Below are 22,213 nucleotides of genomic sequence, written 5' to 3' on the forward strand. Positions count from 1 at the left end.
TACAAAATTAGCGTTCAGGCGCAGGTCCCGTGTGGGAGCGGGCTTGCTCGCGAAGGCGTCCTATCAAACACCACAAGACGAAAACCTCACCGCTTTCAGCCACCCCCCACCAAGCCGTATAGTTGCCCCATTCAAGCGTTCTACGAGATTCCCATGACCCAGGACACGCCTTACATCTTCGACGCGACCACCGCCGATTTCGACCAGTCGGTGATCGCGAACTCCTTCCACAAACCGGTGCTGGTGGATTTCTGGGCCGAGTGGTGTGCGCCGTGCAAAGCCTTGATGCCGATGCTGCAAACCATCGCCGAGAGCTATCAGGGCGAACTGCTGCTGGCCAAGGTGAACTGCGACATCGAACAGGACATCGTCGCCCGCTTCGGCATTCGTAGCCTGCCCACGGTGGTGTTGTTCAAGGACGGCCAGCCCGTCGACGGTTTTGCCGGGGCCCAGCCGGAATCGGCGGTACGCACGATGCTCGAACCCCACGTGCAGATGCCACCGCCTGCCGCCGCCGACCCGTTCGAACAGGCCCAGGCGATGTTCGACGACGGCCGTTTCGCCGACGCCGAAGCGTTGCTCACGGTGTTGCTCGGTGAAGACAACACTAATGCCAAGGCCTTGATCCTGTATGCCCGCTGCCTGACCGAACGCGGCGAACTGGACGAAGCGCAGACCGTGCTCGACGCGGTCAAGAGCGATGAGCATAAAGCCGCACTGGCAGGCGCCAAGGCGCAGATCCAGTTCCTCGGCCTGGCCAAGCACTTGCCGGACGCCGCCGACCTCAAGGCGCGCCTGGCCAAAGATCCACAGGACGACGAAGCGGTGTATCAACTGGCGATCCAGCAACTGGCGCGCCAGCAATACGAAGCGGCTCTCGATGCGTTGCTCAAACTGTTCGTGCGCAACCGCAGCTACAGCGAAGGCCTGCCCCACAAGACGCTGCTGCAAGTATTCGAACTGCTGGGCAACGATCATCCGCTGGTGACGACCTATCGCCGCAAGCTGTTCGCGGCGTTGTACTAGAGGAGCAGCTGCAAGCGGCAAGCTTCGAGCGGCAAGACGGCTTTAACTTGAAGCTTGCGGCTTGTAGCTTGCAGCTTCTTCTCCCACCCAACTATAGAGCGGCGTATCGCCGCCGCTCAACACCTTGACCTCGGCGCTGTGGCGCAGGCGCACCAATAAGCGTTTGCCCGCCGATGCGCTGCCGGTCAGGCCTTCGAGCTGTTCCAGCAGGTCCGGGCCGCTCAACTGCCCGGCCTTGCGCAGCAGTTCCTTGGCGATCTGCCACACCGCGTCGTCCTGACTCCCTGGCCTGGCCGCAGGGGCTGTCGTGGCGTCGGGCTTGACCGCCTGCAACTGCGCGCCAAGCTGCGCCCAGTCGCCTTCATCCATTTCGATCGACAAGTCCACCGGCCACTCGCCGATGGTTCCGCGTATCCGCAACATCACCGTGCTCCTGAATATTTCATGTGCGCATGCTCCCATGGGCCTTGCGCGACGCCAAGCAGGCGGTCAAACTCTCCGCACTTTCGTTATAAGATTACATAACACATTATTCATTTCCGGAGACTTGTCATGCGTCGTCTGCTTCTTGCCCTGCCGTTCGCCCTGCTGCCCCTGGCTGTCGCCCATGCGGCCGTCGAGCATGACCATGATCACGAGCATGGCAGCCTCGGCGCCCACGAACACGGCGTCGGACGGTTGAACGCCGCCCTGGACGGCCAGACCCTGGAGCTGGAACTGGAGAGCCCGGCAATGAACCTGGTGGGCTTCGAACACGCCGCCACCAGCGATGCCGACAAGGCCAAGGTCGCCGCCGTCCGTGCGCAGTTGGACAAGCCATTGGCATTGTTCAACCTGCCCGCTGCCGCCAACTGCACCGTGGCCCAGCAGGAATTGGAAAGCCCGTTGTTTGGCGATGAACCGGAACACGACGACCACGATGAAGATGCCGATGGCGACGAACATCACGAACACAGTGAAATCCACGCCCACTACCAGTTCACCTGCGCCGCCCCTGGTGCCTTGAAGAACCTGGACCTGGCGACACTGTTCAAGACCTTCCCGGCCACCCAGAAAATCCAGGTACAACTGATCAGCCCGAGCGGCCAGCAAGGTGTTGAAGTGACGGCCAAGGCACCCACACTGAAATTCTGATCTACTGCAAAACCCATGTGGGAGCCTGCTCCTACAGCTGATCTGCTGTGGATGCAAAATCAAGGTTCGCCACACATCCATGTGGGAGCGGGCTTGCTCGCGAAGGCGATGGAACATTCAACATTGAATGTCGACGGATATACCGCTTTCGCGAGCAAGCCCGCTCCCACAGGTATTCAATCTGTGAAATCGGCAAACATGACCCAAGTACTCATCGAACTGTCCGACCTGGGCTTCAGTTGGCCCGGGCATCCACCGCTACTGGATATCCCGGCGTTTCGCCTGGAAGCCGGCGAAACCTTGTTCCTCAAGGGCCCGAGCGGCAGCGGCAAGACCACGCTGCTGGGGCTTCTGGGCGGTGTGCAGACACCGGACCGTGGCAGCATCCGCCTGCTCGGCCAGGAACTCAGCAAACTGAGTGCCGGCAGTCGCGACCGCTTTCGTGTGGACCACACCGGCTACATCTTCCAGCAGTTCAACCTGCTGCCGTTTCTCTCGGTGCGCGAGAACGTCGAGCTGCCCTGTCACTTTTCCAAGCTGCGTGCGCAACGGGCCGTGCAGCGTCACGGCAGCGTCGATCAAGCCGCCGCGATCTTGCTGGCTCACCTGGGGCTGACCGATCCGAACCTGCTGGAACGCCGCGCCGACTCGCTGTCCATCGGCCAACAGCAACGGGTCGCGGCCGCTCGGGCGCTGATCGGCCAACCGGAACTGGTGATCGCCGACGAACCGACCTCGGCCCTGGACTACGACGCCCGGGAAAACTTCCTGCGGCTGTTGTTCGCCGAATGCCGCGAAGCCGGGTCGAGCCTGCTGTTCGTCAGCCATGACCAGAGCCTGGCGCCGCTGTTCGACCGCAACCTGTCGCTGGCCGATCTCAATCGCGCCGCCACGCCACTCGAGGTTTGAGATGTATTTGCTCCGTCTAGCCATGGCCAGCCTGGCGAACCGCCGCTTCACCGCCATTCTCACCGCATTCGCGATCGCCCTTTCGGTGTGTCTGCTGCTGGCGGTGGAGCGCGTGCGCACCGAGGCGCGGGCCAGTTTCGCCAGCACCATCAGCGGCACCGACCTGATCGTCGGCGCGCGCTCAGGTTCGGTTAACCTGCTGCTGTACTCGGTGTTCCGTATCGGCAACGCCACCAACAACATCCGCTGGGACAGCTTCGAACATTTCGCCAGCAACCCGAAGGTGAAGTGGGCGATCCCCATGTCTCTCGGCGACTCCCATCGCGGCTACCGGGTGATGGGCACCACCGAGGCTTATTTCGAGCACTACCAGTACGGTCGCCAGCAACACTTGGTACTGGCCGAAGGCCGGGCTTTCGCCACTGACCCGTTCGAAGTGGTGCTCGGCGCCGAAGTGGCCGAGGCGCTGCACTACAAGCTCGGCGACAAACTGGTGCTGGCTCATGGCGTCGCCGTGGTCAGCCTGGTCAAGCATGACGACAAGCCTTTCACCGTGGTCGGCATCCTCAAGCGCACCGGCACCCCGGTGGACCGCACGTTGCACATCAGCCTCGGCGGCATGGAGGCGATCCACATCGACTGGAAGAACGGCGTGCCAGCCCAGGGCAACGGTCGCATCAGCGCTGATCAAGCTCGCAACATGGACCTCACGCCCCAGGCCATCACCGCGTTCATGCTCGGCCTCAACAGCAAGATTTCCACGTTCGCCCTGCAACGCGAGATCAATGAGTTCAGGGGTGAACCGCTGCTGGCGATCCTGCCCGGCGTGGCGCTGCAAGAGTTGTGGAGCCTGATGGGCACGGCGGAAAAAGCCTTGTTCGTGATTTCGCTGTTCGTGGTGCTGACGGGGTTGATCGGCATGCTCACGGCGATTCTTACCAGCCTCAACGAGCGCCGCCGGGAAATGGCCATCTTGCGTTCAGTGGGTGCGCGGCCCTGGCACATCGCAACCCTGCTGGTGCTGGAAGCCTTCGCCCTGGCCTTGGCTGGAGTGGTCGCCGGGCTGGCCTTGCTGTACATCGGCATCGCCGCCGCCCAGGGTTACGTGCAGTCGGCCTATGGCTTGTACTTGCCGCTGGGTTGGCCGAGCGAATATGAATGGACGCTGATGGCTGGCATTCTGGTCGCCGCCCTGCTGATGGGCAGCGTGCCGGCCTGGCGCGCCTATCGCCAATCGTTGGCCGACGGCCTGTCGATCCGCTTATGAGGACGTTGAAAATGCCCCGCGCCCTGCTTGCGCTGTTACTAATGGTCGCCTTGCCGCTGTGGGCGGCCGAGCCGAGGGACTTGGCCTGGTCGGAAATGATCCCCCCGGACGCGCCGCCGGAAGTGCCGAACATGACGCCGCTGCACGACCTGTCGAAAATGAGCGATGCCCTGGCCGCCGAAGCCGCACCGGCAGCCAAGCAGGATTTACCCAACGCCCCGGTGGTCAAGGCCCTCGACGGCCAGCAGATCCGTTTGCCGGGCTACATCGTGCCGCTGGAAGTCAGCGAGGAAGGTCGCACCACGGATTTCTTGCTGGTGCCATATTTCGGCGCCTGCATCCATGTGCCGCCGCCGCCCTCGAATCAGATCGTGCATGTGAAAAGCGAGGTGGGGGTCAAGCTCGACGAGTTGTACCAACCGTATTGGGTCGAAGGGGCAATGCAGGTCAAGCCGTCCACCAGCGAACTGGCCGATGCCGGGTATCAGATGGAAGCCGAGAAGATTTATGTGTATGAGTTGCCGGAGTGAATCCGGCTATTGTTTATTGCCTGTCACATAGCTTTCGCGAGCAAGCCCGCTCCCACAGTCGACCGCGTTTTTTCAGTAGGAATGCGGCCAAACTGTGGGAGCGGGCTTGCTCGCGAAAGGGCCCTCAAAGTTTACTCATCAATGATTTATTGAGCTGAGTCAATTAATCGGCCAAGACTCATTGAGCTGAGTCAAAAGACCGGGGCAGACGGCTTCGTACGATGGGACATCAAATTTAGATGCCCTTTGGAGCCCCCATGCACAAGTTCTTGCTCAGCGCTTCCCTCGTCGCCCTCGCGCTCGCCGCCCCGATCGCCCAGGCCCATACCGCTGGCGATATCATCGTTCGCGCCGGTGCCATTACCGTCAATCCTGAAGCCGACAGCTCCAGCGTCAAGGTCGACCGTGGCCCGCTGGCCGGCGCCGACCTGGGCGGCAAGGCCACCATGAGCAGCGACACGCAATTGGGCCTGAACTTCGCCTACATGATCACCAACAACTGGGGCATCGAGTTGCTGGCGGCCTCGCCGTTCGAGCATGACGTGAAAATCAAAGGCACCGCCCTGGGCGCGGCCAACAACAAGCTCGGCACCCTCAAGCACCTGCCGCCGACCCTGAGCCTGGTCTACTACCCACTGGACGCCAAATCGGCCTTCCAGCCTTATGTCGGCGCCGGTATCAACTACACCTGGATCTACGACGAACACGTCGGCAGCGAAGCCAGTGCCAACGGTTTCAGCAACTTTCGCGCAAGCAACAGCTGGGGCATGGCGTGGCAAGTGGGCGCTGACTACATGCTGACCGACAACATCATGATCAACGGCCAGATTCGCTACATCGACATCGACACCACCGCGTATGTGGATAACAACGCCGTGGCCGGCGGTACCCGGGCCAAGGTGAATGTCGATGTCGACCCGTGGATCTACATGGTGGGGTTGGGTTACAAGTTCTGACCGCGACTCGATAGCGACACAATCCATGTGGGAGCGGGCTTGCTCGCGAATGCGGTGGGTCAGTCACTTAACAGGTGACTGACAGAACGCATTCGCGAGCAAGCCCGCTCCCACAGTGGGTTTTGTGGCTGCTGGAAACTCAGCGGCCCAGCAACCGCGCCAACCCCACGTTCAGCGGCGTCTGCTGGGGGAAGCTGAAGCGCTGCACCAGCCGACGATTGTCAGCCCGCGAATGGCGAATATCCCCAGAGCGCGCCGGGCCGTAGCTGATCGGCGGCAAGTCACCCACCACTTCGGCCAGGGCCTTGAGCATTTGCTTGAGCGTCGTGGCCTGGTTCCAGCCGACGTTCACCGCACCGACTTCCACCTCAGGCTTTTCGATGGCCTGCACCAGCAAGTCCACCAGGTCTTCGACGTAGACGAAATCCCGGGTCTGCTCGCCGTCACCGAACACAGTGATCGGCAAGCCTTTCTGTGCCCGCTCGCTGAAGATGCTGATGACCCCGGAATACGGCGAGGACGGATCCTGGCGCGGGCCGTAGATGTTGAAGAAGCGGAACACCACCGGTTCCAGGGCGTGCTGGCGGCGATAGAAATCCAGGTAGAACTCGCTGGCCAGCTTGTCCGAGGCATACGGCGTGAGCGGCGCCTTCGGGGTTTCTTCGTCGATGGACTGGCCTTCGCCATTGTTGCCGTAGACCGCTGCGCTGGAAGCGAACAGCACCCGCTTCACACCGACCTGGCGCATGGCTTCGCAGACATTCAGCGTACCAATGAAGTTGCTTTGGTGCGTGCGCACCGGGTCGTCCACCGAGGCTTGTACCGAGGCCACCGCGGCCAGGTGCGCCACGGCGCTGCAACCGGACATGACCCGGGCCACCAGCGCGGCATCGGCGACGTCGCCTTCGATCAGTTCGACAGCGGGGTTATCCAGCGGCAGGTTGCTGCGCTTGCCGGTGGACAGGTCATCGAGGATGCGTACCGAATGTCCCTTGGCAAGCAGGGCGTCGGTCAGGTGCGATCCAATGAAACCCGCACCGCCGGTGATTAAAACAGGGCCTTCAGCCATGGCGATAAAACCTATCCAGTAAGCCTGGGAGTGCCGCGCGCCAGGCGCGGGGCTTGATCCCGAAAGTGTGCAGAATTTTCTTGCAGGCCAGCACCGCGTGCTGCGGTTCTTCCGCTGCGTCCGGCCGTGCGGCGTGGGCCTGGGGCGTAGGCGCTTCTACCGCCAGGGGATGCAGCGCACGGGCTTCGGTGAGAATCGCCTGCCCCAGCGCCAGCGGCGTGGTCGCCTCGTGGCCGGCGTAATGATAAGTGCCCCACAGCGGCGCCGCGCAATCGAGTTGTTTGAGCACCGAGATGATGACCCGCGCCGCATCGTCCACCGGCGTCGGATTGCCCCGCCGGTCGTCGGCCAGCAGCAGCGCTTCGGGCAGTTCGGCCCGGGCCAGGAAACGCCCGAGGATGCCATCGGCGCTGTCGTCCAGCAGCCAGCCGAAACGCAGCAGCACATGTTGCGGACAGGTGGAGCGTACGCTCTGTTCGATCCGCCACAGCGCCTGGCCACGCAGGCCCAGGGGCACGGGTTCGTCCTTTTCGCTGTAGGCGGTGGCGCGGGAACCGTCGAACACGCGATAGCTCGACGGCTGCAACAGGACGATGTTGTGGTGCTGGCACAGTTCGGCCAGACGCTCGACCGCGCGCTCCTGGCCGGCCAGGCGCTGTTCGCTCACCGCTTCGGCCTGGAACCAGTCGAAGTAGTACGCCAGGTTGATCAAGGCGTCCGGCCGGGTGTCGTCGAGCAGTTGCGTCAGGCTCGCGGCATCCCAACCGTCTTCGGGCGGGCGGGGGGCAAGAAAACCGATGTCTTCTTCTGCACCGAGGCGAATCAGCGCCTGCCCAAGGGCATTTCCGCCGCCCAGTAACATAAGGCGCATTCGCATAAAGTCAGCAGGCCCAGTCTATTGGCACAAGAATTTGGTCGACAACGCCCGCAGGCGTAGCCGGAATCGTTGCATTTTGCGGGTTTAGTGCGCAACCGTCACCCGTAAAGTGTGGATCCCGTAGTTTCGTTGTTCCTGATGGCCTCTTCGCGAGCAAGCCCGCTCCCACAGAGATCGCATGCACATTCAAGATCCTTTGTGGGAGCGGGCTTGCTCGCGAAAGGGCCCTTCCAGGCAATGGAGATCAGCCAACACTTGCATCCTCCCCACCCCGCCCGCATACACTGCCTCATGAATTTGCCCCTTGCAGCCGACCACGCCATGGCAGGCTTTCACCTCGCCGTCCGCGCCTGGTTCAGCCAGACATTCCCGGCGGTCACGGCCGCGCAGGCCCAGGCGTGGCCGTTGATCGGCCAGCGCCGTTCGACCCTGGTGGCGGCGCCCACCGGCTCGGGCAAGACCCTGACGGCGTTTCTCGCCGTGCTCGACGACCTGGTGCACCGCGGCCTGGAACAGGGCGGGTTGCCGGACCAGACCCTGGTGGTCTACGTCTCGCCGCTCAAGGCGCTGAGCAACGACATCCGGATCAACCTGCAAAACCCGCTGGCCGGCATCACCGAACAGCTGCGACAAATGCACCTGCCGCCCCTGCACATCACCACCGCGGTGCGCACCGGCGACACGCCGCAGAAAGAACGCACGGCGATGCGCAAGACCGCGCCGCACATCCTGGTGACCACGCCCGAATCGCTCTACGTGCTGCTGGGTTCGGATTCTGGCCGGCAGATGCTCGCCAGCACCCGCACGGTGATCGTCGACGAGATCCACGCCATCGCCGCCAGCAAACGCGGCAGTCACTTGGCATTGAGCCTGGAACGCCTGCAAGCGCTGTGCGCCGAACCGCTGGTACGCATCGGCCTGTCCGCCACGCAAAAACCCATCGAAGCGGTGTCACGCTTTCTTGTGGGACAAGGGCGAACCTGCGAAATCGTCGACATTGGCCATGCCCGCCCTCGGGACCTGGACATTGAGGTGCCGCCGGTGCCGCTCTCGGCGGTGATGGCCAATGACGTCTGGGAGCTGGTGTATAACCGCCTCGCCGAGCTGGCCCGGGAACATCGCACTACCTTGGTATTCGTCAACACCCGGCGCCTGGCCGAACGCCTGAGCCGGCATTTGAGCGAGCGCCTGGGCAAGGATGCCGTCGCAGCCCACCACGGCAGCCTGGCGAAGGAGTTTCGCCTCGACGCCGAGCAACGCCTCAAGCGCGGCGAGTTGCAGGTGTTGATCGCCACCGCCTCCCTGGAGCTGGGCATCGATATCGGCGACGTCGACCTGGTGTGCCAGATCGCCTCGCCCCGTTCGATCTCGGCGTTCCTGCAACGGGTCGGCCGCTCCGGGCACCAGGTCGGCGGCACGCCCAAGGGCCGCCTGTTCGCCACCACCCGCGACGATCTGATCGAGTGCGCCGCCCTGCTCGACTGCGTGCGCCGTGGCGAGCTGGACATCTTGCACATCCCCAAGGCGCCGCTGGACGTGCTGGCCCAGCAGATTGTCGCCGAGGTCAGTTGCCAGGAATGGCAGGAACAGGCGCTGCTGGAAACCTTCCGCCGCGCGTCGCCCTACGCGGAATTGGATGAAGGGCATTACCAGGCGTTGTTGCAGATGCTCGCAGAAGGTCTCAATGGCCGTCAGGGCGTGCGCAGTGCCTACCTGCACCGGGACGCCGTGACCCGCACCTTGCGCGGGCGCCGGGGCAGCAAGCTGACGGCGGTGACCAGCGGCGGCACCATCCCGGACAACGCCGACTACAGCGTGCTGCTCGAACCCCAGGGCCTGAACATCGGCAGCGTCAACGAAGACTTCGCGGTGGAGAGCATTGCCGGCGACGTGTTCCAGTTGGGCAATACCTCGTATCGCATCATTCGCGTCGAGACCGGTCGCGTGCGGGTCGAGGACGCCCAAGGGCAGCCGCCGACCATCCCGTTCTGGCTCGGTGAAGCCCCGGGACGCAGCGCCGAATTGTCCCTGGCCGTGGCGCGCCTGCAAGCCCAGCTCGATCAACTGCTCGGCGCCACGCCAGGCAATCTGCAACCGGCCCTGGATTGGCTGACCGGCACCTTGCAACTGAACCTGGCCAGTGCCGAACAACTGGTGGATTACCTCGCGCCAGCACGCCTGTCCTTTGGCGCCTTGCCGTCCCAGGACACGTTGTTGATGGAGCGGTTTTTCGACGAGTCCGGCGGCACGCAACTGATCATCCACACGCCCTTCGGCAGCCGCATCAACCGCGCCTGGGGCCTGGCCTTGCGCAAGCGCTTCTGCCGCACCTTCAATTTCGAATTGCAGGCCGCCGCCAGCGAAGACGCCATCGTGTTGTCACTGTCCACCAGCCACAGCTTCGAGCTGGACGAAGTCTGGCGTTACCTCAACAGCCACAGCGCCGAGCAGATCCTGGTCCAGGCGGTGCTGGATGCGCCGCTTTTTGGCGTGCGCTGGCGCTGGAACGCCGGCGTAGCCCTGGCGTTGCCGCGTTATACCGGCGGGCGCAAAGTGGCGCCGCAGATCCAACGGATGAAAAGCGAAGACCTGATCGCCAGCGTGTTTCCCGATCAGATCGCCTGCCTGGAAAACCTCGCCGGCGAACGCGAGATTCCCGAGCATCCCTTAGTGGAGCAGACCCTCGACGACTGCCTGCACGAGGCCATGGACAGCGAGGGCTGGCTGGCGCTGTTGCGGCGCATGGAAGCGGGCGAGATCCGCCTGATCAGCCGCGACCTGCCGGCACCCTCGCCGCTGGCGGCAGAAATCCTCAGCGCCCGGCCCTATACCTTTCTCGACGACGCACCGCTGGAAGAACGCCGCACCCAGGCAGTGATCAACCGGCGCTGGAGCGATCCACAGTCCACCGATGACCTGGGTGCACTGGACGCCGAAGCCATCCAGTCGGTTCGCGATGAGGCCTGGCCGAGCCCCACCAATCTCGATGAAATGCACGAAGCGCTGATGAGCCTGGCGTGCATCGCCGACAGCGAGGCCAGCGCCCACGAGCCGTGGCTCGATTGGTTACAGACCCTGGCCGAGGGCGGTCGCGCCAGCCATGTGCAAATCAGCGCCGAGCGTGGCCTGTGGGTAGCACTGGAGCGCCTGACCTGCCTGCAAGGGATTTATCCACAAGCCCAATGGCAGCCGCCCTTGACGCCTTTGGCCGGTTTCGATGAAACCTGGAGCAGCGACGAAGCTGTGGTGGAAGTGCTGCGCGCACGGCTCAGTGCCTTTGGCCCGCTGCCGTTGATGGCCATCGCCTATCCGCTGGGGTTATCGACGTCACAAGTGACCCAGGCCTTGGCGCAACTCGAACAGCAAGGCTACGTGCTGCGCGGCCGCTTCACGCCAGGTACCGGCCAGGAAGAGTGGTGCGAGCGGCATTTGCTGGCGCGTATCCATCGCTACACGGTCAAGCGCCTGCGTCGAGAGATCGAGCCGGTGATGTTGCAGGACTTCATGCGTTTCCTGTTCGACTGGCAGCATCTGTCGCCCTCCTCCCAAGGCCGAGGCAACGCCGTGCTGCCGTCGATCATCAGCCAGTTCGAGGGCTATCCCGCCGCCGCTTCGGCCTGGGACAGCGACTTGCTACCCGCACGGATCAAGGATTATTCGTCAAGCTGGCTCGATGAGTTGTGTCGCAGCGGCAAGTGGGTCTGGACACGCCTGAGCGCCCGGCAGAAGCTTTCGGCCAGCGCCCTGCGCAGCACGCCGGTGGTGTTGCTGCCGCGCAACCAGGTTGCGCTGTGGAGCAGCCTGGCCGAGCAAGTGCCGGTTAGCGAACTCTCGCCCAAGACGCAAAAAGTCCACCTGGCCCTCAGCGAGCACGGGGCGCTGTTTTTCGATGAGCTGTTGCACGAAGCCCATCTGCTGCGCAGCGAACTGGAAATCGCCTTGCAGGAACTGGTGGGCGCCGGCTTGGTGAATGCCGACAGTTTCGCCGGCCTGCGGGCGCTGATCACGCCCGCCAGCAAACGCCAGGCCCGCAGCAGCCGGCGCGGGCGCGGGGCGTTTGTCGGTGGCATGGACGACGCCGGGCGCTGGGCCTTGCTACGCCGCAGCCAACCTGCGCCCATGGAAGGCAACCGCCCCGCGCCGACACCGCCCGAGACTCTGGAACACATTGCCATGACCCTGCTGCGCCGTTACGGCGTGGTGTTCTGGCGCTTGCTGGAACGCGAAGCCGATTGGCTGCCGAGCTGGCGCGAGTTGCTGCGCACCTTTCATCGTTTGGAGGCCCGGGGCGAAATTCGTGGCGGGCGTTTTGTCAGCGGGCTCGCAGGCGAGCAATTCGCCCTGCCCGAAGCCATCCCGGTGCTGCGCGAAGTACGTCGCCGCCCCACCGATGGCAGCCTGGTCGTGGTGTGCGGCGTCGATCCGCTGAACCTGGCCGGCACCCTGTTGCCGGGGGCGAAGGTGCCGGCGTTGGCGAGCAATCGGCTGGTTTATCGGGATGGGTTGCCGGTGGCGGCGCAGATTGCTGGCAAGCAGCATTTCTGGATGGAGTTGGATGCTCAAGGGATGGCTGAGGTCCGGAACAAGCTGATCCAGAAAGGTTGAGGGTGTCTGGGCTGGCCCTTTCGCGAGCAAGCCCGCTCCCACAATTGATTTGCGGTGGATGGAGTTCCAGTGTGGGAGCGGGCTTGCTCGCGAAGGGGACATAAGCCTCACTACTAAGCTCAGCAACTATTAAGGTTGCTCAGGCACCTCTCCTCCTTCTTCTTTTGGCTCTTCCACTAACCGCTTGGGCAACACCACCTGCTGTGGATAAGTCTGCGCGAAGTGCACCGCCGGATGGTTATCCACAAGCTTTTTCAAACGCTGGTTGAACGCCCGGCTCACCGCATATTGGCCACCGGACACGGTGCGGAACTGGGCGGTGAGCACCACGCCATTGAGGTCCATGCGGTCCACGCCAAACACATCCAACGGCCCTTGCAGGTTGAACTTGAGGAACGGGTCTTCGGAAATCGAGCGGCCGGCTTCGCGGATCAGCTCGATGGCCTGGTCCACGTCAGTTTCGTAGGTGAACTGCACGGAGAAGAACGCAAAGGCAAATTGCCGCGACTGGTTGGTCACGGCTTTGATCTGGCCGAACGGCACCGAATGCACGAAGCCCTTGCCGTCACGCAGGCGCAAGGTGCGGATGGTCAGCCCCTCGACGGTGCCGGCGTGGCCGGAGTCGAGCACCACCCAGTCGCCGATCGACAGCGTGTCTTCGATGATGATGAACAGCCCGGTAATCACGTCTTGCACCAATTGCTGCGAGCCGAAACCGATCGCCAGCCCCACCACCCCGGCGCCGGCCAGCAACGGCGCGACGTTGATGCCGAGGTTGGCCATGGTGGTGATCGCACAAATCACCACCAGGATGATTTTTGCCGCGTTACGTAAAAGCGGCAGGATGGTCTTGATCCGGGTACTGGGCTGACGGGCGCCGCGCTTGTTCAGCGGCGGCTTCAAGGCTTCCTGGATGGCCGTGTCGAGCACCACCCAGGTGAGCCAGGTCATCAGGAAGATCAGGCCGATGCGGCTCAGGGAATCACTGATCGCCCGGCCCACGGCATTGCGCGAGGCAAATTCGAACAGCGAAATCCCCCAGATCCGTCCGAGGATCTCGATGAACGCCACCGCCATGACAATCCGCAGCAAGGCATGCAAAAGGCTTAACAGACGCCCCTTGTAGGCGCTGTTGCGCTGGATCTTCTCAGCCTTGGGCGACTTGAATATGTGCTGGAACACCGTGCTCAGGAACACCATGGCAATCAGCAGGATCGTGGTGAACAACGCGCAACGCAGGGCCTTCTGGTTGTCTTCGCCGACGCCAATCAGGCTCACCGCCGAAACCAGCACCATCAACAGGATCGGCCAGTACCAGAGCCCGGAGAAAATTCGCAGCGACTCTTGCAGGGCCGGCTGCTTCAAGCGCTGGGCCAGCGGTCGGTTGCGGATCAGGTGGGCCACAGGCCGGCGCAAGCGAATCACCAGCCAGCCGAAAATCACCGAAGCGAACAAACCGGTGAACACGGCGATGCTGCTGGTGATGTTGCCGCCCAGTTGCCGGGCAATCTGTGGGCTGGTCAGCGCATCGCTGAGGGCGGCGAGGAAGCCGATCAGGAATAGCGGCCGTGGGCTCAAGCGACGAATCATCGCCACGGCCCGGCGCTTGTGGCCGGCGTTGAACATCACGATCACGCAGAGCAGCACTGACGTGGAGAAAATACCGCTGCTGGTGGCATAGGCGAAGCACAGCGCCAGCGCTCGGCCCACCGAGACCTGCAGGAAGTGGCTGATGTACAGGGTCAACGGCAGGCAGACCAGCGCCGGCACGGTATAGGGCAGCAGGTAACCGAGCAGGTCCCGCACGCGCTGGCGGGTACGCAGCCAGCGACGACGGTTCAAATGTCGGATCAACAGCCGGGCCGTCGTCCACATCACCGCAAATGCCCCGATCCATACGCCGGACAGCAGCAGGAAATCCCCCGCCACGCGCCAGGACGAACGGGACGTCTGGTCCACCAGCCGATCCACTTCATCCGCCGCCCGGTCCGCCCGCAGGCGCCAGGCATCTACCAGGCTCTGGTTCAGGTCGAGTTTGTCCTGGACGTCGTCGATGCTCGAACTGATGGCGCCCAGCAACCCGCCCTGCACCAGCGGCTCGGGCTCGGCGGGGGCCTCGCTGGGTTTCGAGGTGCCGGGGACGGCGGCGGTCCCGTAGGCGCCAGTGCCGCTCAATGTCAGCAAGATCAGCAGCAATACGGTGGTCAATCGAGACAAAACACGGGGCTCCTCTACACAGGATCGGTAAGGAACTGATCAATAACGGGCGGGCAAGTTCGCTCGAAAGGTCAATACACCCCCCTGTGGCGAGGGAGCTTGCTCCCGCTGGGGCGCGCAGCGGCCCTGTTTTTGAGGTTGATGCTTTGGCGCTACTTTGGGGCTACTGCGCAGCCCAGCGGGAGCAAGCTCCCTCGCCACGGCGAAGTGCAGCTGGTCTCCCCACCACCGGTAAGACCATCGAAACTTTCCAGCTCGCCCGACAGTCATCACAAGACACAGGCAGTACGAGGTCATTGGCACGGGAGGACACATGACGGCGATCCACATTGGCATTTCCGGTTGGCGCTACACGCCCTGGCGGGGGGATTTCTACCCCAAGGGGCTGACCCAGAAACGGGAATTGCAATTTGCTTCGCGAGCGGTCAACAGCATCGAAATCAATGGATCGTTCTACGCCCTGCAACGCCCCGAACGGTATGCCCAGTGGTATGCCGAGACGCCGCCCGGCTTTGTGTTCAGCGTCAAGGCCCCGCGTTTCATCACCCACATCAAGCGCCTGCGGGACATCCACAAGCCGCTGGCCAATTTCTTTGCCTCCGGCGTGCTGGAGCTCAAGGAAAAACTCGGCGTGATCCTCTGGCAGTTTCCCCCCAGTTTCAAATTCGACCCCGAACTGTTCGAAGACTTCCTCAAGCAATTGCCCCACGACACCAAAAATGCCGCGGCCTTGGCCCGGGAGCATGAGCCGCGCCTGGACGGCCATGCCAGCACCGAGACCGATAAAAAACGGCCGCTGCGCCACGCCGTCGAGATCCGCCATGAGAGCTTCATCGACCCGCGCTTTGTCACCCTGCTCAAGCGCTACGATGTCGCCTTGGTGATCGCCGACACGGCCGGCAAATGGCCTTATCGCGAAGACGTCACCAGCGATTTCGTCTACCTGCGCCTGCACGGTGCCGAAGAGCTGTATGCCAGCGGCTACACCGACGAGGCGTTGAAACGCTGGGGTGACCGGATCGAAGCCTGGAGCCACGGCACGCAGCCGGGTGATGCGCACCTGATCGACCCGAAAAAGAAACCCCGGGCCCGCAAGAGCCGCGAGGTGTTCTGCTACTTCGACAATGACATCAAAGTCCGCGCGCCCTATGACGCACGCCACCTGCTGGAGCGCTTCGAGCTGGACAAAGGCCTCGCCACCGCACCTGGTGTGCGCCCGGCCGAGGGAGTCTTGCCATGAGCATTCCAGAATCCACCGAAGCCGCCCGCGACCCGACCCAACGCCCGGCCCAGAGTCTTGAGCGGGTCAGCCGTTTCACCGTTCTGACGGTCAACACCCATAAAGGCTTCACTGCCCTGAATCGGCGTTTCATCCTGCCGGAACTGCGCGAAGCGGTGCGCAGCGTGTCCGCCGACGTGGTGTTTTTGCAGGAGGTCCACGGTACCCACGAGCAGCATCCCCAGCGCTACAGCAACTGGCCGAGCATGCCGCAATACGAATTTTTAGCCGACACCCTCTGGCCGCAATTCGCCTACGGGCGCAACGCCGTGTACCCGGCGGGCGACCACGGCAACGCGCTGCTGTCGAAATTCCAGATCATTCGCCACGACAACCTGGACGTGTCCATCAGCGGCCATGAAAGCCGCGGCATGCTCCACAGCGTCCTGCGCCTGCCGGGTGAAGAAGGGCTGCAAGTCCACGCCATTTGCGTCCACCTGGGGCTGCGCGAAGTCCATCGCGTCGAGCAACTCAAGTTGCTTTGCCAACGCCTGAGCGAGTTACCGCCCGAGGCGCCGGTGATCGTTGCCGGCGACTTCAACGACTGGCTCGGCAAGGCCAGCGCCCTGCTCGAACCTTGCGGCTTGCGCGAGGTGTTCGCCGAGCACGGGGGCAAACCGGCCCGCAGCTTTCCGGCACGCCTGCCGATCCTGCGCCTGGACCGCATCTACGTGCGCAACCTCAAGGCCCATCACCCCAAAGTATTAAGTGTCAGGCCTTGGTCGCACCTTTCCGACCACGCCCCGTTGTCGGTGGAGATCGAATTATGAGCGCGACGATGAACAAGGCGACCGTGGAGCAGGTCGAGGTGCCGCCCTCCGAGCGCAATCCAGCGCTGGCTGATATTGAATATGGCTGGCACGGCAACAACCGCGTCACGCTCCTGGAAAACGGCGAGGAATATTTCCCCCGGGTATTCGAGGCCATTCGCCGGGCAGAAACAGAAATTCTGCTGGAGACTTTCATTCTGTTCGAGGACAAGGTCGGCTACGAACTGCGGGATCTGTTGGTGGACGCCGCCCACCGAGGCGTGCGCATCACCGTGAGCCTCGACGGTTTTGGCTGCGGCGAGCTGACCACCGAATTCCTGGAATCCCTGAGCGAAGCCGGGGTGCGCCTGCAAATGTTCGACCCCGCGCCCCGGCACTTGGGGATCCGAACCAACTGGTTCCGTCGCCTGCACCGCAAGATCGTGGTAGTGGACGGGGTGATTGCGTTCATCGGCGGGATCAACTTTTCCGCTGACCACCTGGGCGATTTCGGCCCCGAGGCCAAGCAGGATTATTCAGTAGAGGTCAAAGGCCCGGCGGTGGTCGACATCCACCATTTCGCGCTGTTGCAAAGCGGTCGCCCCGCCCGGGCCAAGTATTGGTGGCAACGGCGCCGCAGCCGACGCTCCGAGTTGGCCTTCAATGATCACGACGGCCAGGTGCGCCTGGTCTATCGGGACAATCACGAACATCAGACCGACATCGAAGAGGTCTACCTGCAAGTGCTGCGCAGCGCCCAGCGGCGGGTGGTGATTGCCAACGCCTACTTTTTCCCTGGTTATCGGCTGCTGCGCGAGATCCGCAATGCAGCGCGGCGCGGCGTGGAGGTGCGGCTGATCCTGCAAGGCCAGCCGGACATGATGATCGCCAAGCTCGCGGCGCGGATGCTCTACAGCTATCTGCTCAAGGCCGGTGTGGTGATTTACGAATATTGCGAGCGACCGTTGCACGGCAAAGTCGCGCTGGTGGACGAGGACTGGAGCACCGTCGGTTCGAGCAATCTCGACCCGCTGAGTTTGTCCCTGAACCTGGAAGCCAACGTGCTGATCCGTGACCGGGCGTTCAACCGTGAGCTGTTCGAACGCCTCGACTACCTGGGCCGCAACCATTGCACCGTCATGCCCGAAAACCATGCCCCGCGGGGCCTGCTGTGGCGCATGACCATCGGGTTCATGGTGTTCCACTTCTTGCGCCACTTCCCCTCATGGGCCGGTTGGCTGCCGGCCCATAAACCACGTTTGAAACCTTTTTCGCCGCCAACGGCGGTGCGGAGCGAATCCCATGAACCACTCTGACGCGCGCACCGCGCCGAGAGACGCCCACGCGCCGGAGCAGACCAAGCCCGCGTCGCGCTGGAGCCGTTGGAAACGACCGCTGACCCTGGCTTTCTTCCTCCTGCTGATCGCGCTGTTCACCACCCTGGCCCGGCGCATCGACTGGTCCGAAGTGTTCGCCACCCTCGCCGATTTCAAGCTGCGCACCCTGATCATCGCTGCGGCGCTGACCCTCGCCAGCTTCATCACTTACGCCGGTTTCGACCTGATTGGCCGTACCTACATCCGTCAGAAACTGGGCTGGCGGCAGATCTTGCCGGTGGGGGTGATCAGTTATGCCTTCAACCTCAACCTCAGTGCCTGGGTCGGCGGCATCGCCATGCGCTATCGGCTGTATTCGCGATTGGGGGTCAGCACCGGAAATATCGCCAAGATCCTCGGGCTGAGCCTGGCCACGAACTGGTTCGGCTACATGACCCTGGCGGGTGTAGTGTTCAGCAGCGGCCTGGTGACGATGCCGCCGGGCTGGAAGTTGAGCAGCAATGCGCTGCAAGGCGTGGGCGTGCTGTTGCTGCTGGTGAGTGCCGGGTATCTGTTGGCGTGCCGGTTCTCCAAGCGTCGGGCCTGGACGGTTCGCGGCATGGAAATCAACCTGCCGTCGCTGCGCATGGCCGTGCTGCAACTGGCGCTGGGGGCGCTGAACTGGTCGCTGATGGCCGCAGTGATTTTCACTTTGCTGCCAAGCAAGCTGGATTATCCGGTGGTGCTCGGGGTGTTGCTGATCAGCAGTATCGCCGGGGTCATCACCCACATTCCGGCGGGGCTTGGGGTATTGGAAGCGGTGTTCATCGCCCTGCTGCAGCATGAGGTGTCGCGGGGCAGCCTGCTGGCGGGGCTGATTGCCTACCGGGCGATCTATTTCATCCTGCCGTTGCTGATCACAGTGGTGATATATCTGGTGATCGAGGCGAAGGCGAAGGCGTTGCGGGTCAAGCCGGGGCTCAAGCGGTGAATACTTGAGAGACAAATTGCCAGTGCCGCCCTCTTCGCGAGCAAGCCCGCTCCCACACACGATCGCCGGTTAACGCACTTTTATGGCACTTGCACAAAATTTGTGGGAGCGGGCTTGCTCGCGAAGGGGCCGGCACGGACGACACAAAATTTCGGATCACCGCGCCTGGATGATACTCAACCGCTCTCCCACCACCATTTCCGTGATCCAGTCCACGAGGATCGAGGTGTAGGCCTGTTGTGACACGGGGTCACTCAAGGCATGGTCGGCGCCGTCGATGATCCGGTGAGTCAGCGAATGGGTCTGCTGGCAGGCGGCCCGGTAGCTCATGATGGTGGCGTGGGGCACATGATCGTCGGTCTCCGACTCCACCAGCAGCACATCCCCGGTAAATTGCGAGCAGGCATGCAAGGCGCGGTTGGTGTCGGCGTGCACCAAGGTGCTGCGGTAATCCAGCAGATCGCTTTTATCCAGGTCGCGCTTGGCCGTGTGCCATTGCTCGTCGCGGTACAGCGCCGGCACGCGCAGCGCCAGCCAGCGCACCGGTCGCAGCGATGTCAGGATCGAGGCCAGGTAGCCGCCGTAGCTGGTGCCCACCACGGCGATTGCCGAAGTGTCCAGGGCTGGATGGGCCAGCAGCCGATCATAGGCCGCCAGCAGGTCGCGCAAATTGTCTTCCCGGGTGACCCGGGACAAGGGAATTCCCGCCCCGCCCGTGTGCCCGCGTAAGTCGAACGTCAGGCACACGCAGCCCAGGCCGGCGATGCCCTTGGCCCGCTCCAGGTCGCGCTGTTGGCTGCCGCCCCAGCCGTGCACGAACAACACGCCGGGGACCTTGGATTTGGGACTCAGGAAAGTCCCGTTCATGTGCTCGTCATCAATGGGAATCTGAATGGTCTCGCTTCTAGCCGTCATGGGAATGAACCGTTACGTATTTGAGTAAAAAGTCACCGTGTTCCGCTGGGCCTCGATACACCTCCTTGGCCCCGGCCGGCAGCGGCTGGTCGAGGTAGGTTTCCACTGAAGAGACGCGTACCGCGCCGATGGAGGGGTCCTCGACAAACGCTTGCAGAGCCGCCAGCTCAGCACTGCTGGCCCCGCCCATGCGCCACGATTGTTCCAGCACACCGCCACGGGGCTGCCCGCCGGCATCGATGCCTTGGGCGATGTCGTAATTGCGCCGGGAAGCAAAAAAACCCGGGTAGGCCTGGCTGGCGGCGTCGTCGAACACTTGGGCCAGGCGCACCGCCTCGCGCACATCGTCTGGCAGCTCAAGCCTGAGCAACTCGATGTAGCCGCCCTGCGCCACCAACAGGTCCGAACCGCCGTATACCTCCAACCCTTCGTTGTCGTGGGTCAGATGCTGCACACCGCAATAGCTCAGGACCTGGCCATTGATGAAGCTCTGGCCGACGCTCTGGGTCTTGACCTCGCTGAGGTTCTGCTCCAGCACCACACCCTCGCGAAACAGCGCCTGGGCATCAGGCCGGGCGGCAACTTCGTCGAACTGCCCCAGGCTCTTGATCACGCGTTGGTCGCGTCCGGCGCTGGCATGGATCGGCTTGAGACGGATCGGCCCGGTGTAGAGCAAATGCTCGGCGGCCGGGCGCGCATCCTTGAGGGAAAAAACCGTCACACCATCCAGCACCGCGCCCCGGATCAACTTGGAAAACAACGGCGACCAGCCGATCGGCGCGACCGCCTGCTTATTCAGCAGACCGTGGGCGATTGCCTTGGTGCAAATGAAATCATGCTCGACGAAACCGCCCCACAGGTCCTCCGGTCCCTTGATCCCCAACCGTCGCGCGGCCTCGGCGCCGATCAGGGTCTGGGTGGGCAGCAGATACACATCCTGCCCGGCAGGTTGTTGCCCGTCATGGCTGCCGCCGTACTCCAGTCCCAGGATCTGCGCCAGCCAACGGGCCAGCGCACGATTGGTTTCGACTTCATGGAGCGGCGCGTGAGGGTTGACCGAATAGGCCATTACCGTTTTGCTGCGATTGACTGGCGTCATGCGTTGCCTATCTCCTGCTCTCGATGGCTGTAGAGAAAGGGGTGCAGAGATCAGGCCAACGGTGGATCGGACCGGGACGGTCCAGCAAGCGGGCGTTATCGCGGAAATTGATAGCCAGTGGCCTGCGACATTCTGCACGACCTGGCCTGAACATCTGGCAAATTGCACGATGGGATGGGCGCCCAACCATCACAGGGCCCAAATCGTACCTCAGACTTTGGACACGCTCGGTGGACTCACCCCAAACCTCGTCCGGTAATCACTTGGCGCCAGCCCGGTGATTTTCTTGAACAGAGCCCGAAAAGCGCTGGGGTCCTGATAACCGACGGTCCAGGCGATATGGTCAATGGTGCCATTGGTGAATTCGAGCATTTCCCGGGCCTTGCCGACGCGCAGGTGCTGGCAATACTCGGTGGGCTTGAGCCCGGTGGCGGCGCGGAATCGACGCAGGAACGTGCGCTCCTCCAACCCGGCACGCTCGGCCATCGTACTCAAGGATACGTCCACCGCACCGCTGCCTTGCAGCCAGTGCTGGACCTTGAGGATGGCTGAATCGCCGTGCCCGAGGATCGGCGCGAAATTGCTGCCGCACTGGCTCGCGCTGTCGCTGTGCTCGATCACCAGAAAACGCGCCGTAAGCGTAGCAATGCTCGGGCCGAGCAGGCGGTCCACCAACCGCAGCCCAAGCTCCGACCAGGCCATCAGCCCGGCAGTGGTGATCAGGTCACCGTCGTCGACGATGGGTTTGTCGGCGTTGAGCTTGATCCTTGGATAACGCGCGGCGAAGCTCTTGGCCGAAGTCCAGTGGGTGGTGGCGCTGCGTCCGTCGAGCAAGCCGCTTTCGGCCAGCAGAATCGAACCTACGCAGACCCCGCCCAACACGGTGCCACCGGCGTGCTGCGCGCGCAGCCAATCCATCAAGCCCCGGGAGGCCTGGCCTTCGTTAAAACCGCCCAGGGAAGGTGGAATGAGCAACGCGACCAGCTTGCCCGCCGGGCCGGTTTCGCTGTCGAACACCCGCTGCGGGGCCTCGCCGTTTTCCGCCCGCCAGTGACTCACCCGCAGCCTCGGCAACTGGGCGCTGGCCTGCTCGGCGGCGATCCTCTGCGCCACGGCAAACAGGTCGGTCAAGCCGTGCACTGCCGCCAATTGCACGCCGGGATAAAGCAGCACCCCAAGTTCGGCAATTGCCCTTTCCTGCGTCATTGTCAGTTTTCCCTCGCTTATTGTCGTTGCGGCCAATCCTCGAACGGCCGGCAAAAGCCAATACTGGC

18 protein-coding genes are annotated in these 22,213 nt (G+C 63.0%); 11 read left to right on the forward strand and 7 right to left on the reverse strand.

Annotated features, from left to right (window positions below; genetic code table 11):
* Positions 1–153: 153 nt before the first annotated feature.
* Entirely contained in the window at positions 154–1,026 is an 873-nt protein-coding gene (gene trxA, locus AD663_RS24105) for a thioredoxin (protein ID WP_003185953.1), read from the forward strand.
* 42 nt (positions 1,027–1,068) lie between these two features.
* On the opposite strand, the gene AD663_RS24110 is transcribed toward trxA, so the two are convergent.
* Positions 1,069–1,449 carry a hypothetical protein gene (locus tag AD663_RS24110; RefSeq protein ID WP_053214672.1) on the reverse strand — a complete coding sequence of 127 codons (381 nt, stop codon included), beginning with the start codon at positions 1,447–1,449 and terminating at the stop codon, positions 1,069–1,071.
* A gap of 129 nt (positions 1,450–1,578) precedes the next feature.
* On the opposite strand from AD663_RS24110, the gene AD663_RS24115 reads away from it, so the two are divergent.
* From AD663_RS24115 to AD663_RS24135, 5 genes are all read left to right on the forward strand, one after another.
* Positions 1,579–2,160, forward strand: coding sequence for a DUF2796 domain-containing protein (locus AD663_RS24115; RefSeq protein WP_053214673.1), 582 nt, complete (start codon positions 1,579–1,581; stop codon positions 2,158–2,160).
* 198 nt (positions 2,161–2,358) lie between these two features.
* On the forward strand, positions 2,359–3,069 hold the full coding sequence (locus tag AD663_RS24120) for an ABC transporter ATP-binding protein (protein ID WP_053214674.1): 711 nt from the start codon (positions 2,359–2,361) through the stop codon (positions 3,067–3,069).
* Position 3,070: 1 nt separating this feature from the next.
* Positions 3,071–4,336, forward strand: a complete 1,266-nt coding sequence (locus tag AD663_RS24125) for an ABC transporter permease (RefSeq protein WP_053214675.1) — start codon at positions 3,071–3,073, stop codon at positions 4,334–4,336.
* An 11-nt stretch (positions 4,337–4,347) separates the two neighbouring features.
* Positions 4,348–4,866: a DUF3299 domain-containing protein gene (locus tag AD663_RS24130; protein ID WP_033046312.1), complete on the forward strand. Its 519-nt coding sequence runs from the start codon at positions 4,348–4,350 to the stop codon at positions 4,864–4,866.
* Positions 4,867–5,123: 257 nt separating this feature from the next.
* Positions 5,124–5,822: an OmpW family protein gene (locus AD663_RS24135; protein WP_003185965.1), complete on the forward strand. Its 699-nt coding sequence runs from the start codon at positions 5,124–5,126 to the stop codon at positions 5,820–5,822.
* A gap of 139 nt (positions 5,823–5,961) precedes the next feature.
* Here AD663_RS24135 and AD663_RS24140 read toward each other — a convergent pair whose 3' ends face one another.
* Positions 5,962–6,891: an NAD-dependent epimerase/dehydratase family protein gene (locus tag AD663_RS24140; RefSeq protein WP_053214676.1), complete on the reverse strand. Its 930-nt coding sequence runs from the start codon at positions 6,889–6,891 to the stop codon at positions 5,962–5,964.
* Positions 6,884–7,768, reverse strand: coding sequence for a sugar nucleotide-binding protein (locus AD663_RS24145; protein ID WP_003185968.1), 885 nt, complete (start codon positions 7,766–7,768; stop codon positions 6,884–6,886). Before AD663_RS24145 ends, AD663_RS24140 begins: the two co-directional genes overlap by 8 nt.
* A 291-nt stretch (positions 7,769–8,059) precedes the next feature.
* Between AD663_RS24145 and AD663_RS24150 the strand changes: the two genes are divergently transcribed.
* Positions 8,060–12,373, forward strand: a complete 4,314-nt coding sequence (locus AD663_RS24150) for a DEAD/DEAH box helicase (protein WP_053214677.1) — start codon at positions 8,060–8,062, stop codon at positions 12,371–12,373.
* A 129-nt stretch (positions 12,374–12,502) separates the two neighbouring features.
* Here AD663_RS24150 and AD663_RS24155 read toward each other — a convergent pair whose 3' ends face one another.
* On the reverse strand, positions 12,503–14,590 hold the full coding sequence (locus AD663_RS24155) for a mechanosensitive ion channel family protein (protein ID WP_053214678.1): 2,088 nt from the start codon (positions 14,588–14,590) through the stop codon (positions 12,503–12,505).
* A gap of 313 nt (positions 14,591–14,903) precedes the next feature.
* On the opposite strand from AD663_RS24155, the gene AD663_RS24160 reads away from it, so the two are divergent.
* Genes AD663_RS24160 through AD663_RS24175 form a run of 4 tightly spaced genes read left to right on the forward strand, consistent with a single transcriptional unit; the run spans position 14,904 to position 18,925 of the window.
* Positions 14,904–15,830, forward strand: a complete 927-nt coding sequence (locus tag AD663_RS24160) for a DUF72 domain-containing protein (protein ID WP_003185974.1) — start codon at positions 14,904–14,906, stop codon at positions 15,828–15,830.
* Positions 15,827–16,639 (forward strand): endonuclease/exonuclease/phosphatase family protein, encoded by an 813-nt coding sequence (locus AD663_RS24165; protein ID WP_003185977.1) that lies wholly within the window; start codon positions 15,827–15,829, stop codon positions 16,637–16,639. Before AD663_RS24160 ends, AD663_RS24165 begins: the two co-directional genes overlap by 4 nt.
* Positions 16,636–17,934, forward strand: coding sequence for a cardiolipin synthase ClsB (clsB, locus tag AD663_RS24170; protein WP_053214679.1), 1,299 nt, complete (start codon positions 16,636–16,638; stop codon positions 17,932–17,934). The genes AD663_RS24165 and clsB overlap by 4 nt, the downstream gene beginning before the upstream one ends.
* Entirely contained in the window at positions 17,921–18,925 is a 1,005-nt protein-coding gene (locus AD663_RS24175) for a lysylphosphatidylglycerol synthase domain-containing protein (protein ID WP_003185981.1), read from the forward strand. The genes clsB and AD663_RS24175 overlap by 14 nt, the downstream gene beginning before the upstream one ends.
* Positions 18,926–19,081: 156 nt before the next feature.
* On the opposite strand, the gene AD663_RS24180 is transcribed toward AD663_RS24175, so the two are convergent.
* The 3 genes from AD663_RS24180 to AD663_RS24190 form a co-directional block, all read right to left on the reverse strand.
* Complete coding sequence (locus AD663_RS24180; RefSeq protein ID WP_003185984.1) at positions 19,082–19,840, reverse strand: S9 family peptidase; 759 nt, start codon at positions 19,838–19,840, stop codon at positions 19,082–19,084.
* Positions 19,830–20,939 carry a DUF3182 family protein gene (locus AD663_RS24185; RefSeq protein ID WP_003185986.1) on the reverse strand — a complete coding sequence of 370 codons (1,110 nt, stop codon included), beginning with the start codon at positions 20,937–20,939 and terminating at the stop codon, positions 19,830–19,832. The genes AD663_RS24180 and AD663_RS24185 overlap by 11 nt, the downstream gene beginning before the upstream one ends.
* A 210-nt stretch (positions 20,940–21,149) precedes the next feature.
* Positions 21,150–22,145, reverse strand: coding sequence for a GlxA family transcriptional regulator (locus AD663_RS24190; RefSeq protein ID WP_003185988.1), 996 nt, complete (start codon positions 22,143–22,145; stop codon positions 21,150–21,152).
* Positions 22,146–22,213: the final 68 nt, after the last annotated feature.

The sequence above is a fragment of the Pseudomonas sp. Q12-87 genome (assembly GCF_001269755.1).
In the GTDB taxonomy this organism is placed as follows: Bacteria; Pseudomonadota; Gammaproteobacteria; order Pseudomonadales; family Pseudomonadaceae; genus Aquipseudomonas; species Aquipseudomonas fluorescens_S.

Coding starts and splice junctions, on each gene's coding strand:
- trxA (WP_003185953.1), top strand. CDS start 154: ATGACCCAGGACACGCCTTACATCTTCGACGCGACCACCGCCGATTTC.
- AD663_RS24110 (WP_053214672.1), bottom strand. CDS start 1,449: ATGTTGCGGATACGCGGAACCATCGGCGAGTGGCCGGTGGACTTGTCG.
- AD663_RS24115 (WP_053214673.1), top strand. CDS start 1,579: ATGCGTCGTCTGCTTCTTGCCCTGCCGTTCGCCCTGCTGCCCCTGGCT.
- AD663_RS24120 (WP_053214674.1), top strand. CDS start 2,359: ATGACCCAAGTACTCATCGAACTGTCCGACCTGGGCTTCAGTTGGCCC.
- AD663_RS24125 (WP_053214675.1), top strand. CDS start 3,071: ATGTATTTGCTCCGTCTAGCCATGGCCAGCCTGGCGAACCGCCGCTTC.
- AD663_RS24130 (WP_033046312.1), top strand. CDS start 4,348: ATGCCCCGCGCCCTGCTTGCGCTGTTACTAATGGTCGCCTTGCCGCTG.
- AD663_RS24135 (WP_003185965.1), top strand. CDS start 5,124: ATGCACAAGTTCTTGCTCAGCGCTTCCCTCGTCGCCCTCGCGCTCGCC.
- AD663_RS24140 (WP_053214676.1), bottom strand. CDS start 6,891: ATGGCTGAAGGCCCTGTTTTAATCACCGGCGGTGCGGGTTTCATTGGA.
- AD663_RS24145 (WP_003185968.1), bottom strand. CDS start 7,768: ATGCGAATGCGCCTTATGTTACTGGGCGGCGGAAATGCCCTTGGGCAG.
- AD663_RS24150 (WP_053214677.1), top strand. CDS start 8,060: ATGAATTTGCCCCTTGCAGCCGACCACGCCATGGCAGGCTTTCACCTC.
- AD663_RS24160 (WP_003185974.1), top strand. CDS start 14,904: ATGACGGCGATCCACATTGGCATTTCCGGTTGGCGCTACACGCCCTGG.
- AD663_RS24165 (WP_003185977.1), top strand. CDS start 15,827: ATGAGCATTCCAGAATCCACCGAAGCCGCCCGCGACCCGACCCAACGC.
- clsB (WP_053214679.1), top strand. CDS start 16,636: ATGAGCGCGACGATGAACAAGGCGACCGTGGAGCAGGTCGAGGTGCCG.
- AD663_RS24175 (WP_003185981.1), top strand. CDS start 17,921: ATGAACCACTCTGACGCGCGCACCGCGCCGAGAGACGCCCACGCGCCG.
- AD663_RS24180 (WP_003185984.1), bottom strand. CDS start 19,840: ATGACGGCTAGAAGCGAGACCATTCAGATTCCCATTGATGACGAGCAC.
- AD663_RS24185 (WP_003185986.1), bottom strand. CDS start 20,939: ATGACGCCAGTCAATCGCAGCAAAACGGTAATGGCCTATTCGGTCAAC.
- AD663_RS24190 (WP_003185988.1), bottom strand. CDS start 22,145: ATGACGCAGGAAAGGGCAATTGCCGAACTTGGGGTGCTGCTTTATCCC.